General features: G+C 45.5%; 13 protein-coding genes. 11 read left to right on the forward strand and 2 right to left on the reverse strand.

Annotated features, from left to right (window positions below; translation table 11 throughout):
• Window positions 1–2: 2 nt before the first annotated feature.
• The 8 genes from mutL (at window position 3) to ASL11_RS24915 (ending at window position 9284) form a co-directional block, all read left to right on the forward strand.
• Window positions 3–2138 carry a DNA mismatch repair endonuclease MutL gene (mutL, locus tag ASL11_RS24880; RefSeq protein ID WP_056620865.1) on the forward strand — a complete coding sequence of 712 codons (2136 nt, stop codon included), beginning with the start codon at window positions 3–5 and terminating at the stop codon, window positions 2136–2138.
• Window positions 2139–2142: 4 nt separating this feature from the next.
• Window positions 2143–2919, forward strand: coding sequence for a class I SAM-dependent methyltransferase (locus ASL11_RS24885; RefSeq protein ID WP_056620867.1), 777 nt, complete (start codon window positions 2143–2145; stop codon window positions 2917–2919).
• Window positions 2910–3881 (forward strand): tRNA (adenosine(37)-N6)-dimethylallyltransferase MiaA, encoded by a 972-nt coding sequence (miaA, locus tag ASL11_RS24890; RefSeq protein ID WP_056620869.1) that lies wholly within the window; start codon window positions 2910–2912, stop codon window positions 3879–3881. Before ASL11_RS24885 ends, miaA begins: the two co-directional genes overlap by 10 nt.
• 67 nt (window positions 3882–3948) lie before the next feature.
• Window positions 3949–4188: an RNA chaperone Hfq gene (hfq, locus tag ASL11_RS24895; protein WP_056620871.1), complete on the forward strand. Its 240-nt coding sequence runs from the start codon at window positions 3949–3951 to the stop codon at window positions 4186–4188.
• A gap of 180 nt (window positions 4189–4368) precedes the next feature.
• The gene (locus tag ASL11_RS24900; RefSeq protein WP_056620873.1) at window positions 4369–6954 is read left to right on the forward strand and encodes a transglycosylase domain-containing protein; all 2586 of its coding nucleotides are present in this window, start codon (window positions 4369–4371) and stop codon (window positions 6952–6954) included.
• 160 nt (window positions 6955–7114) lie between these two features.
• Entirely contained in the window at window positions 7115–7861 is a 747-nt protein-coding gene (locus ASL11_RS24905; protein WP_056620876.1) for a peptidylprolyl isomerase, read from the forward strand.
• A gap of 44 nt (window positions 7862–7905) precedes the next feature.
• Complete coding sequence (locus tag ASL11_RS24910) at window positions 7906–8565, forward strand: alpha/beta hydrolase (protein ID WP_056620878.1); 660 nt, start codon at window positions 7906–7908, stop codon at window positions 8563–8565.
• A gap of 5 nt (window positions 8566–8570) precedes the next feature.
• Window positions 8571–9284: a YdcF family protein gene (locus ASL11_RS24915; protein ID WP_056620880.1), complete on the forward strand. Its 714-nt coding sequence runs from the start codon at window positions 8571–8573 to the stop codon at window positions 9282–9284.
• A gap of 57 nt (window positions 9285–9341) precedes the next feature.
• Here the strand turns inward: ASL11_RS24915 and ASL11_RS24920 are convergent, their stop codons facing one another.
• On the reverse strand, window positions 9342–10208 hold the full coding sequence (locus ASL11_RS24920) for an SDR family oxidoreductase (RefSeq protein WP_056620883.1): 867 nt from the start codon (window positions 10206–10208) through the stop codon (window positions 9342–9344).
• Window positions 10209–10242: 34 nt separating this feature from the next.
• On the reverse strand, window positions 10243–11049 hold the full coding sequence (locus tag ASL11_RS24925; RefSeq protein ID WP_056620885.1) for a GNAT family N-acetyltransferase: 807 nt from the start codon (window positions 11047–11049) through the stop codon (window positions 10243–10245).
• 111 nt (window positions 11050–11160) lie between these two features.
• Here ASL11_RS24925 and ASL11_RS24930 point away from each other — a divergent pair, with 111 nt between their 5' ends.
• The 3 genes from ASL11_RS24930 (at window position 11161) to ASL11_RS24940 (ending at window position 13758) form a co-directional block, all read left to right on the forward strand.
• Window positions 11161–11640, forward strand: a complete 480-nt coding sequence (locus tag ASL11_RS24930; protein WP_056620887.1) for a GNAT family N-acetyltransferase — start codon at window positions 11161–11163, stop codon at window positions 11638–11640.
• A 13-nt stretch (window positions 11641–11653) separates the two neighbouring features.
• Window positions 11654–12655, forward strand: a complete 1002-nt coding sequence (locus ASL11_RS24935) for a lipoate--protein ligase (RefSeq protein WP_056620889.1) — start codon at window positions 11654–11656, stop codon at window positions 12653–12655.
• Window positions 12656–12780: 125 nt separating this feature from the next.
• Window positions 12781–13758: an AAA family ATPase gene (locus ASL11_RS24940; protein ID WP_056620891.1), complete on the forward strand. Its 978-nt coding sequence runs from the start codon at window positions 12781–12783 to the stop codon at window positions 13756–13758.
• The last annotated feature ends 81 nt before the right edge of the window (window positions 13759–13839 follow it).

A 13839-nucleotide genomic window follows, 5' to 3' on the forward strand; every position in this document is an offset into this window, starting at 1 on the left:
CAATGGGAAAAATTCAGCTCTTAAGCGAGCATATTGCGAACCAAATTGCAGCAGGTGAAGTGGTGGAGCGGCCTTCATCGGTCGTGAAAGAGCTGGTTGAGAACTCGGTTGATGCGGGGAGTACCCGTGTTGATGTCACGATTGAAGAAGGTGGCTTAACCTTAATTCGGGTATCCGATAACGGCTCAGGCATGGCTCTTGAGGACTGTGAATTAGCTTTCCAGCGGCATGCTACGAGTAAAATTGCAACGAGCAAGGATCTGTTCTCGATCCGTACACTAGGCTTCCGTGGCGAAGCCTTGCCAAGTATTGCTTCTGTCTCCAGGCTTGAGTGTGTAACGAGTGCAACGAATGATGGGTTAGGACGTAAAATCACCATCGAGGGCGGCACGATTCGTGCTGTGGAAGAAACAGCCGCATCGCGCGGAACAGAAGTGACAGTACGTGATTTATTTTATAATACACCTGCTAGATTGAAATATATGAAAACGATCCAGACGGAGCTTGGGCATATTTCCGATTATTTATATCGACTTTCGCTTGCTCATCCAGGCATTGCTTTCACCTTGAAGCATAATGGCAATGTATTGCTCCAAACGTTAGGCAATGGGGATCTACTCCAAGTCATTGCCGGCATATACGGCACAGCAATTGCCAAGCAAATGCTTCCACTCCAAGTGGAAAGCTTGGATTATACGATCTCGGGCTTCGTCGCCAAGCCCGAAATGACACGCGCTAATCGCGGTGGCATCTCGACCATCGTCAATGGTCGGTATGTGCGTAACTTCGCGCTGAATCAGGCCCTGCTGCAGGGGTATCACACCCTGCTGCCGATCAATCGCTTTCCCGTTGCTGCGCTGCACATCGGGATGGACCCTGCGCTCGTGGATGTCAACGTGCATCCATCCAAGCTGGAGGTCCGCTTCAGTAAAGAAGCGGAGCTAACGGCACTGATCGAAGCCGAGGTGAAACGGCTATTCGGCAGACAAGTGTTGATTCCTACGGGAGTCAAAGCGTCATCAGTGCCGAAAGGCGCTTACGTTCAGGAACAATTGGAACTCACACGTACCGTGGAGTCGCCAAAAGAAACTCGCAGTCCGTCGATGGAGCTCGATGCGGAATTTTATAAGGATCATAAAGATGCTGAGGATTCGAAAGATTCGAAGGGTTTGCATGCATTGAATGGCTTGGAAGCATCGAATGGCTTGGATGGCTTAAATGGTTTGAAGGAATCAAGCTCTAACCAGAGGACGGATGACACCAAGTGGTTACCACCTCAGATTAAAGAAACGGCTCCAGACTACCGTCAGGCAGCGCCATTTCCTTCCACGCCACCTTTGCAAAAGCAGCCGTCTGACGTGACTTATTCGAGAACTGTTCCACCTTCCGATAGTGGATTTGCGTCGAAAAAAACGACAGCAAATACTCAGAGCTACATGCCTGTACGCGATTCAGCATTTCGAAACACTTCTATTCAACAGCAACGTCGCACGAATGAGGCATTTATGGATTTGATGCCGTCGAGTGAGGACAACGATGCACCTAAGCTCCCAACGTTTCCTCGTTTAGATCCGATTGGACAGATGCATGGCACCTATTTGATTGCGCAGAATGAAACAGGCTTGTACTTAATTGATCAGCATGCAGCACATGAACGCATTAATTATGAATATTTTTATGAGCATTTTGGCAATCCTGCTGAGGCGAGCCAAGAATTGCTCGTTCCGATTACGCTGGAATTTACTCCGTCTGAAGCGGGTGTTATTGCGGATAAGCTTGGCTTATTTGAACAAGTTGGCGTGTATATGGAAGCCTTTGGTGGTAACACGTTCCTTGTACGTGCGCATCCTCATTGGTTCCCATCAGGAGAAGAGAAGGGCATCGTCGAAGAGATGTGTGAGCTCATTATTGCTGATCGCAAAGCGTTGGATATCGCCAAACTGCGTGAGAAGGCAGCGATTATGTGCTCGTGTAAGGCTTCAATAAAGGCTAATCAAAGCCTCAGTATATTGGAGATGGAGACATTAATTGATCGTCTCGCGGGCTGTCGAAATCCCTATACGTGTCCGCACGGGCGACCGATCGTAGTAAGTTTTACAACCTATGAGTTAGAAAAAATGTTTAAGCGAGTGATGTAACCCTGTGCTAGTAACAACTTCGTATAACCCGTCTGCTGAATTGGTGGCGGAAGCCGCACGCTTATCCGTATTATATGGGGGCCGAAATGTGCCCCGGAAGAAGTATTCTTTGGAACTTCTTAGGAGAAATTATAAGGATAGTTCTGTTCTGCTTGTGACAAGGGAAGAGATCAGGTACTATGAAGAAGACCACCCTGCAACTTTTTTCCATCCAAGTATGTCTCTCGTTCGTATCAAACGGATGCAGAGGGGGGAGCCTGATTTACTCATTGAGGCATCAGGAGCAGTTTCTGGCGACCGTATTGTGGATTGTACAGCGGGGCTTGCGTCGGATGCCATCGTATTCTCCTATGTGGTCGGTATGGAAGGGCGTGTTACAGCGCTTGAGAGTGAGAAGATCCCAGCCATGCTGATTCAAGAAGGTTTGGTGCAGTATCAATCAGAAATACCAGAATTGAATGCTGCAATGAGACGTATCGAGGTTAGGCACACGCATCACCTATCCTATTTGCAGCAGTTAGACTCGCAGAGTGTGGATGTGGTCTATTTTGATCCCATGTTTCGCAGTCCGATTGAGGAATCGCATGCGATATCCCCACTTCGGCATCGTGCGAACGATGAAGCCGTTAGCTTGGCTTCGATCGCTGAAGCAAGACGCGTTGCGCGCAAAAGTATTGTGCTTAAGGAAAACCGAGACAGTTCTGAGTTTGCTCGATTAGGGTTCGAGCATGTGTTACGTTCAACAACGAAAACAACGTATGGAGTGATTCGATTGTGTTAGCCCCATCAGCCAAGCCGAAATTACTCGTGCTACTTGGTCCCACCGCTGTTGGCAAGACCAAGCTTAGCTTGGAAATTGCTCAGCGCTTCGATTGTGAAATTATTTCTGGTGATTCGATGCAGGTGTATCGTGGTATGGACATCGGAACCGCCAAAGCGAGCGAGGCGGAGCAGCAAATCGTCCCGCATCATCTAATTGATATTCATGATCCATCGTATTCGTTTTCTGCAGCCGAGTTTCAAGAGCGAGTAAAAGGATTAATTCAAGACATCCACTCGCGCGGTAAGCTGCCATTTATCGTAGGTGGCACAGGATTATATATCGAATCGGTTTGCTATGATTATCAATTCACGGATGTCAGCATGGATGAGGAATTTAGGCAATTGCAGGAAGAATTCGCAAACACGTATGGGGAAGAAGCCCTTCATGCCAAATTGCGGGAAATTGATCCCGAAAGTGCTAATCGTCTGCATGCGAATGACCGCAGGCGTGTCATTCGAGCACTTGAGATTTTCCATATATCTGGAGAAACTATGACTGCTCATTTGGCCTCCCAGAAAAAAGAATCTCCTTACGAACTATGTATCATTGGACTAACGATGGACCGAGCCCTGCTCTATCAGCGGATTGAAGAACGCATCGATGCGATGATTCAGGAAGGATTGGTCGAAGAAGTACAAACGCTTCTGGCCGCTGGCACCCCAAAGTCAGCCATTTCCATGCAAGCTCTCGGTTACAAAGAGATTGTTAGTTATCTGGAGCATGAGCTCAGTTTCGAAGATGCTGTGATCCTGCTCAAGCGGGATACACGTCGATTTGCGAAGCGTCAATTGTCTTGGTTTCGGCACATGAAGGACATTGATTGGGTTGATGTGACAGATACAGCAAATTTTTCTGCCCATTTCGAAATGATTAGTGATATACTAGCAGGAAAGTTTGTACATAAAATAGAATATAATTAACAAATATCACCAATAGAAAATAGCGCCGTTTGGGCGAAAGTTTCATTCCATTAAGGGGGACATACTGATGAACCGATCCATTAATATTCAGGACAATTTTCTAAATCAGCTGCGTAAAGAAAGCATTCCCGTAACCGTTTATTTAACGAATGGCTTTCAAATTAGAGGACTTATTCGTGCATTTGATAACTTCACTATCATCATTGACAGCGAAGGCCGTCAACAAATGGTGTACAAGCATGCTATCTCTACCTTCACACCACAGCGTGCTGTTTCGTTAATGGCGGCTGCAGAAGCAACGGAATAATCTGTATATCGCTTCAATTTGCAACTTTTTAATGGACTGAAACGTCTAACCGAATAGAAACTTTTGGGAGCAACCTTGTATAAAGGTTGTTCTTTTGTTGAAATTTAGGCGATTTTTCATTGGGCTTGATAAATCGACTATCTATCTAGAGAGAAACGAAACGTAAGGGAGTTGGTGAATATGGATAAAAAACCTACGAGACATCCATCCACGCCGCAAACCAAGCCAAGGGAGTCCAAACCAAACCAGAATAAGGGCTCTAAGAAGAAAAAATTCAATGCACGCAAGCTCATTATGGGTTCCATCATTGCTGCAATTATTGCTGTGATTTGCGCAACGGGGATTTATATTGTTGTCATCATGAGCGGCTTCAAAATCCTGGATGCAAATATTGATAAAATTATCTCCACAACAGAGTCGACCCTTATTTATGCGCAAGAAGAAGGCAAAGATAAGGATGGGAAAGATAAACCTGCCACTGAAATATCGAAAATCTATCGCGGTGAAAATCGGGAAAGCGTCAATATCAAAGACGTTCCGGAACGGCTGAAGCAAGCTTTTATCGCTACGGAGGATCGTCGTTTTAAAGAACACTCAGGTGTCGACTTGAGAGCCATCGGGCGTGCGCTTGTCACGGATATTATTCATATGTCCGCAGTTGAAGGTGGAAGCACGATCACACAGCAGCTTGCCAAGAATGTATTCCTAAGCTCGGAAAAGACAGCCTTCCGGAAGGGTACGGAAATGTCGATTGCGTTTGCGCTTGATGAGCGGTTTACGAAGGATGAGATTCTAGAGAAATATTTGAATCGTATTTTCTTCGGAAGTAATGCTTACGGCATTAAAGCGGCAGCCAAGGTGTACTTTAATAAATCGAATTTGAACGAGTTGGAAGTATGGGAAATGGCGACACTTGCCGCTCTACCCAAAGCACCTTCCCGCTACTCACCTTTAACCCATCCAGATTTATCGAAAGAACGTCGAGCAGTTGTTCTAAGACTGATGACGGATCAGGGTTATATTACGGAGGCTGAGCGCGCCAAAGCTGCTGATGTCGATTACGTACCGCCTGTATCGACAAGCACAGGAGGGACGAAAGAATATGCTTCGTTCGTGGACTATGTGGTTAATGAAGCGGAGGACATGTATGGTATTGAAGAAGATGAGCTGCTGACCAAAGGTTATCGAATTTACACAACGATGAATATTAAAGCTCAGCAAACTATTGAGCAAACCTACGCAGATCCGAGTTTTTTCCAGAAGGATGCGACCGATGGTCAGAAAATTCAGAGCGCCATGGTTATACTTGATAATAAAACCGGTGGTATCATGGGGTTAATCGGTGGCCGGGATTATAAAACCAAAGGGTTCAGTCGTGTGTATTCCAAAAGACAGCCAGGGTCGTCTTTTAAACCAATTGCTGTCTATGCACCTGCTTTAGATAGTGGTAAATACACACCCTATTCGATGTTAGATGATACGCAGACGTCTTTCGGTTCGTACACACCACAAAACTATGATCGGCAAACACATGGTCAAGTTACTATGTTTGAAGCCGTCAAGAAATCCTACAATTTAGCACCTGTATGGTTATTAAGTAAAATAGGTGTTGGGACGGGGACTGCATTTGCTAATAAACTAGGTACCACCTTAAATCCTCAGAAAGATCAGAATTTAGCTGTTGCGCTAGGTGGTCTGACGGATGGTGTATCGCCATTGCAAATGGCTGGAGCCTATACTGCTTTTGCCAACCAAGGTTCGCAAAATAAAACACATGCGATTTTGCGCATTACTGATGCTCAAGGTAAAGAAGTTGCAGCATATAAGCCTGAGAAAAAGCAAGTTATGCAGCCAAGCACTTCCTACTATATGACCCTGCTGCTGCAAGGTGTTGTGGAGACGGGTGGTACGGGTGTGAAAGCGAAGTTCAATCGACCGGTTGCAGGGAAAACGGGTTCAACAGGACTTGATATTAAGGGCATTGAACAGTACGATCGAGATGTATGGTTTGTTGGCTATACGCCTGAATGGACTGCGGCTGTATGGGAAGGTTTCGATAAGGTCGATTCCAAACATTATGTGACGGTGGGTAGCGGCAGTACGGCTGCTATCTTCAAGACCGTCATGTCAAAAGCGCTAGACGGCAAGCCAATTACCAACTTCGTTAAGCCTGCCAATGTGGACGATTTGAAGGAACCGCCTAGTGGAATCTCAGATGTTACGGCCACTTATGTACCGGAGTCAAAGCGTGTTAAGATAGCATGGACCTCTCTCGGAGAGAAAGTTAGCTACGAAGTTTATCGTAAAAGCGCGACAGAGGCTGAAGCGAAAATGATTGTTCAAACACCTAAAGTGCTGGTCGAAGACACGACGATAAATAGTGGTGAAACTTACCAATATTATGTGGTACCTCTGGCGAACGAATCGAATACACCAGGTGCGAAGTCGAATATCGCTACTGTTGAAATTCCGAAGGATGATTCGCTTCCGAATGGCGGAATTCCGTCACCATCCCCATTGGTTTCGCCGTCACCATCGCCAGGTAATGGGGGGAATAATCCTAATCCATCCCCATCACCTAGTGGGAAGCCTAGCCCTTCGACATCCCCTGGGGCAACGATCAAACCTGGTACAGGAACGGAAACAGGGCCAAGTCCAACACCAACACCTAGCCCGTCCATAAGTCCTAAGCCGAGTCCGACGCCGACGCCATTACCGGTGAATAAGCCGATTGACGAGAAACCGAAGAACGGCAACGGCAATTAACTAACATTGCGAGCATAATAAGGCCCTTAAGGGCCTTATAGCTCCAACGTGCCAAAGCGGACAAGCCGTTACTTCCTATAACGGTTGGGCAAATATTTTCTTGCCCTAAGGCACGTACGTGCACGCATCATCAAACAATATCAAACTGGAGGTCCATTACATGAAACTAGCTACTAAATCCATGAAGTCCAAAATGCTAATCACCGCTTCCTTGCTTACTTTAACCCTGATCGCATCCGCTTGCGGCAATAAACCTACGGAAACAACTGGCGGCACGGCAACGCCTGGTTCTAGCACTTCTGCACCAACAACAACTGCTCCAACTTCTTCTGCAGCAGCAACACCGGCGGCATCGACATCCGCATCAGCTGGCAAGCAATGGAGCAAAGCCCCAGAAATGATGATTGATACGAACAAAACATATCAGGCTGAAGTAACAACGTCGAAAGGAACTTTTACAATCGACTTGTACGCCAAAGAGGCACCGAAAACGGTCAATAACTTCGTCTTTTTGTCCAAAGAAGGCTTCTATAACAATGTGACGTTTCACCGTATTATCAAAACCTTCATGATCCAAACGGGAGATCCGCAAGGGACAGGCAGAGGGGGTCCAGGTTATAAATTTGCTGACGAGCTGAAAACAACGCATAAGTATGAACCAGGTACTGTGGCGATGGCTAACTCAGGTGCGAATACAAATGGCAGCCAATTCTTCATTTGCTCGGGTACGGATTGCGCGAATTTGAACAGTACGCCGAATTATTCGATTTTCGGAAAAGTCACAGCAGACAGTATGGCCACAATATCGAAAATCGCTGAAACTCCAGTGGAAATGGGTGGAGAATCCACCCCTAGTAAGCCAAAAGAGAAAGTAACGATTAACACCATTTTAATCAAAGAAAAATAAACTAACATAAACAACGCTTTCATAAAAGGATAGGAGTGGATCTCATGAAACAACCGTGCCTATTGTTCCATGGATTTACAGGTGGACCTTATGAGGTTGAGCCGTTAGCTCGGCATTTACGAGAGCGTGGTCAGCTGTGTGAGGTGCCAATCCTTCCTTGGAATGGAGAATGCCGACATCAGCTTCACGCTTCGCGTTGGGAAGATTGGGTGCAGGCAGCCGAATGGCATGCGGCCAAAATGACAGAGACTTATGGCTCCTTTGATATGGTTGGATTTTCAATGGGAGGTCTATTGGCAGCCTACTTATCGGTTCGTTACCCTGTACGTAGACTCATACTGTTAAACACGGCAGTCATTTATGTGAGTCCAGGCCGGCTCTTGAACGTCCTTCGTGAGGAATGGAAGTATCAACGTAAAATTAGTTTAATCAAGGGGAAATCGACGCCATTGGTAGCGACCTGGCAGTTTACTAGGCTTGTCCGACATCTGAAACCGGAGCTCAGTTTAGTAAATAAGCCTACCCTTATTGCACAAGCGGAAAGAGACCAAGTCATTCATCCGCAGAGTGCGCGGTATATTTATAGCAAGCTTAGAGGGCAGCGAGAGCTTCACTGGCACGCTAAATCGGATCATTTAATCTGTTTGAGCGAGGACGCCCCAGCCTTATTTCGGCAGGTAAGTACATTTCTGGATAAGGAGTAGGAAGGATGCCGGCAAAGCCTAGTATGAACAAAAAACAACGCGCCATCGCACCTGCACCAACGAAGAAGAAGGCAAGCACCTCGAAAGGGAAAACACCATCTAGGTTGTACCGTATATTTGTAAGGACGTTTCAATTCGTTTTGATCTCCTTTGCCTTGCTGGTGAGTTGGGTTGTGTTTATCCAGTGGAAAGTACAGGTAGGCCCAAATCAGTCGAGTTTGCCTAAGCAAGTTGATGTAGGCATTGTACTAGGAGCTTCGCTGCGTAATGATATTCCAAGTCCTGGGCTGCAAGAGCGACTGGATTTGGCTGTGGAGTTGTACAAGCAGGGGCGCTTCAAGCAACTTATTGTATCTGGTGGTTTGGATCATAATGGTTCTAAGCTGACTGAAGCTGAGGGCATGAGGGACTATTTGGTGAAGAATGGATTGCCGAAGTCAAGTATACTTATTGAGCCCAAGGCAACGAGTACCTATGAGAACTTACTGTTCAGTAAGCAGATTATGGATGAGAAGTCACTTGTTAGCGCAATTATCATCACGCATAAGTTTCATAGCTCTCGTTCACTTGATATTGCAGAAACGATTGGTTTCAAAGATCCGCGAGTCTCCGGGGCCAAGTCAGATGTTCTTTTCATGCCTTATCATGATACAAGAGAAACGCTAGCCTATACGAATTGGTATTTAACCAAACTGCAATTGAAGCTCGGGCTCAAATGAATAAAAAGCATGACAGGGTAGCGGGGAAGGCCGCTCCTTGTCATGCTTTTTGTTCATTTATCCATTTACGATGGCTCCACCGTTGATATGTAGAATTTGCCCTGCCATGTAAGAGGAGTCTTCACTGGCTAAGAATACATAGCTTGGTGCCAATTCACTAGGCTGTCCGGCCCGTTTCATCGGTGTCGTAGAGCCGAAGACCTCAACTTCCTGCGCTGTAAATGTAGATGGAATTAACGGTGTCCAGATGGGACCAGGAGCAACACCGTTCACTCGAATGCCTTTGGCGTTCAACTGCAGGGAGAGCGAACGCGTGAAGGTGACAATTGCACCTTTCGTTGATGAATAATCAATTAATTGTTCGTGACCATGGTAAGCAGTAATTGAAGCGGTGTTTATAATCGCACTACCTTGCTTTAGATGAGGAAGGGCGGCTTGCGTCATATAGAAGTAGGAGAAAATATTCGTTCGGAACGTTCGTTCAAGCTGCGCTGACGTTATATCTGTTATACTTTTCTGAGGATGCTGCTCTGCGGCATTGTTAACAAGAATGTCTAGCTTACCGAACTCTTTGACGACTTGGTCAACGACTTGCTTGCAAAAGCTCTCTTCACCAATGTCGCCTGCAATGTGTAGGCACCTGCGACCCGCTTGTTCCACATGTCGGTGTGTTTCTTCTGCGTCCTTATGCTCATTCAGGTAGACGATGATGACATCGGCACCTTCTTTGGCATAAGCCACGGCAATAGCGCGCCCTATACCGCTGTCGCCTCCAGTGATGATGGCAACTTTATCCTTTAGTTTACCAGCGGGTTTATAGTTCGCATTCTCAAATTCAGGAAGTGGCTTCATTTCTGATTCGATACCAGGTTGATGGTTTTGATGCTGTGATGGGAAAACGGGTTTTTCCTTGGTGGCTGTCATGTAATCGGCTCCTTTCATCCTAAGAAATTCTTAGTTAGGATGATACAAGAGCAGTCAAATCATACTTCACTCGGTAATGATAGCCATATTTCATTTGATATCCTAGTTTCTCGTATAACGTAACTGCGGGCACATTGTTTGCGATCACTTGCAAATATTGCTGCGTCGCGCCTTGTGTGATGCTCCATATCGTCATTGCATGAAGAATGGCATAGCCGTATCCCTTGCCGCGGTGTTCTTCGTGTACGATCACATTAACGAAGCCAGCCCATTCTCCTTCAACGATGGCAGTGCCAAGTGCGACAGTCTGACCTTGGTCTTTCAATGTAAAGAAGGCTTTCGATGCTGGCATTCGCTCACATAAACCTTGATAAAAGCCCCGACGTTCCTCAGGGTACTGCTCTAAGAAAAGGAAGGCATCTAGCCACTCACTCGTAACGGATTGTGTAATTACTAATTCAAGATCCAGTGCAGAAGAATATTGCTTCTTTATGCGTTCTTCAGCGTGAGAAGCCACTTGCTGGCAATCAGCTGTCATCATATAACAAGGAGTATCTAATTCGTAGCCCTGGTCTTGGAGCAGGTTGTCTAATTGATCAGGAGAGGCTGAACTAACATGAAAAATAGCAGGTAACCCATGACTATGGTAAAATTGTTCAACATGCGATAACCAATTGTCATCACGAGGGTATGACCCAATAGCGAAAACGCTGTTTGCTCTTTTCGTTATCCCGTTTGATGCTCGAATGAGCCAATGATCTACCATAGTATTACTTTCCGCTGGCCAAGTATTTGCAGCAATACGATCAAGGTATTCGAAAAAATATTGTTCTGTTTGCATGGAAATTGCCTCCATCCTCAAAAGTTATTACATAAATATACAATTTAGTGTATAAAAATTCAATTTAAAAATCAATAATTTATCAATGCGTATTTGGGGAGGAAGAAAACGATGCAACTACGATTGCGAACAGCCACATGGGAGGACTATGATGCTGTGAATACGATCATTCGTGAAGGTCAGGAAGAACATGCCGAGGCATTGCCAGATCGATTTGCCAAACTTGATCATGTTGTTGCGATGGGCTGGTATCGAAGCTTCTCGGATCGGGAGGACAAAGAGATTATCGTGGCAGAGATTGGACAGGAAGTAGTCGGTGTCGCGATGTTAGAGATGAAGCAAAGTCCAAACTATGAAGCGCTTATGCCGCGTAAATATGCTTATTTAAATGAACTTGCCGTTGCCTCCGTACATCAACGTCAAGGAATTGGCAAGAGACTTTATCAGGCTGCTGCTGAATGGGCACGAGCACGCGAAGCCGAATCACTCGAGTTAAATGTTTGGGAATTTAATGAACGTGCATTGCTTTTCTATGCATCTCTTGGCATGCTGACGTTAAACCGCACACTTACGACAAATTTAGTGAAATAGAAGGAGATTACGTATGCTTTTTATAGATAATGAAGGAATCACAGATCCAAGAATCAATCTAGCCATTGAAGAGTTCGCCTTGCGTAAGCTCCCAGCTGGGGAGAGTTATTTACTCTTTTATATAAACGAACCTTCAATTATTATTGGCAAAAACCAAAATACACTTGAAGAAATTAATCCCGAGTATGTGAAAGCGAATAACCTGCATGTGGTTCGTCGATTGTCCGGTGGTGGTGCGGTCTATCATGATCTGGGGAACTTGAATTTCAGCTTCATCACCCAAGATGACGGCAATTCGTTTCATAATTTTCAGAAGTTTACAGCGCCAGTTGTTGAAGCGTTGCATTCACTAGGAATTCAAGCTGAATTAACAGGGCGCAATGATATCCAAGTTGGTGAACGCAAAATTTCAGGCAATGCGCAATTTTCTACCAAGGGAAGAATGTTCAGTCATGGGACGCTTTTATTTGATTCGGAGATAGAGAATGTCGTTTCGGCACTTCGCGTTGATCCCGATAAAATTCAATCCAAAGGTATTAAATCAATCCGTAGTCGGGTCGCGAATATTGTGGAGTTTCTGAAAGAACCAATTGCGATGGCAGAGTTTCGATCTAAGTTACTTAGTTCCATTTTCGGAGTCAATGCTGAGCATGTACCTAGCTATAAGCTAACAGAGGAAGATTGGACAGAGATTCATCAGATATCGGAAGAGCGGTATCAGAACTGGGATTGGAATTATGGGAAATCACCTAAGAGCACCATTCAGCATGCCAAAAGAATTGAAGGTGTTGGTAGAGTAGATATTCGCTTAAATATCGAAGAAGGACATTTGCAGCATGTTAAAATATTTGGTGATTTCTTCGGTGCCTATGATGTCGCTGAACTAGAACATAAGCTGGTTGGCACGCGATATGAGGAAAGTGCGGTTCGTGAACGAATGGCAGATGTGGAACTGAAACGCTATTTCGGTGCTCTGGATAAGGAGACATTCGTGGCCTTACTTATGCTGACTTAAGCGCCATTGATGTTAATAAACAAAGACTATTGGTTTCTGGCAGAGGCTGCGGTCTAAAATGGCGTTTACAAGCGTAGGATGGTGGATACGCACTAATAAACCATCAAGTAAACGAGGTGATCCTCATGAGTGGTAGAAGCTTGCCATCCAGACAAATCAACATCGTTTTACGGCAGCCGGAACCTGGCAGTCAGCGGCGAACTGTTGAGGGATCAGGTGGGCAGTCAGGCGCTTCACCCCTTGCCGACGCCGAGCCGATGATCTCTGGCAAAAGGACGCCAATGGAGGGTCCGCTATCGGATGTTTTCAAAGAGCTGAATGGACTGATTGGCTTAGAAAATGTCAAAGAGCTGGTGCATGAAATTTATGCGCTGCTGCAGATCTCTCAATTTCGAGTTGAAGCCGGACTTATGAGCAATGCTCATGTGTACCATATGATTTTCAAGGGCAGCCCTGGAACTGGGAAGACGACAGTAGCACGATTGTTAGGTCGTATGTTTCATGCCATGGGTGTACTGAGTAAAGGGCATTTCATTGAAGTGGAGCGTGCAGACCTCGTAGGTGAATACATTGGGCATACCGCACTAAAAACGCGTGAACTCATGAAAAAAGCGATGGGCGGCGTCCTATTTATTGATGAAGCATATAGCTTGGCACGTGGCGGTGAGAAGGATTTTGGCAAGGAATCGATTGATGCGCTGGTCAAAGGAATGGAAGATAAGAAAAATGATTTCATCCTCATCCTAGCGGGATATAGTGAAGAAATGGAGCAATTCCTAGCAACGAACCCTGGACTTCCTTCACGGTTTCCGATTCAAATTGATTTTGAGGATTATGCCATTGATCAATTGATCCAAATTACGGAGTTGATGGCGAAGGATCGGGAATATGTTCTGCTGCCACAAACACTAGCGAAGCTAAAGCAACATCTAGCCGAAGAGAAAGCGATGACTTGGCGATCTTTCAGCAATGCGAGGTATGTTAGGAATATTTTGGAGAAAGCGATGAGGCATCAGGCCGTACGATTGTTAAGTCAATATGTGAACGCACCATCCAAACTTGAACTGATGTCGATACGTCCTGAAGATGTGAAATTTAAATGACAGATCAAAGAGCTAATTAACTTATTTAAGTTAATTGGCTTTTTTTTTATGGGAAAGTAATTGACAGTTGAGAGGATCAGT

The organism is Paenibacillus sp. Soil750 (assembly GCF_001428045.1).
Classification (GTDB): domain Bacteria; phylum Bacillota; class Bacilli; order Paenibacillales; family NBRC-103111; genus Paenibacillus_E; species Paenibacillus_E allorhizoplanae.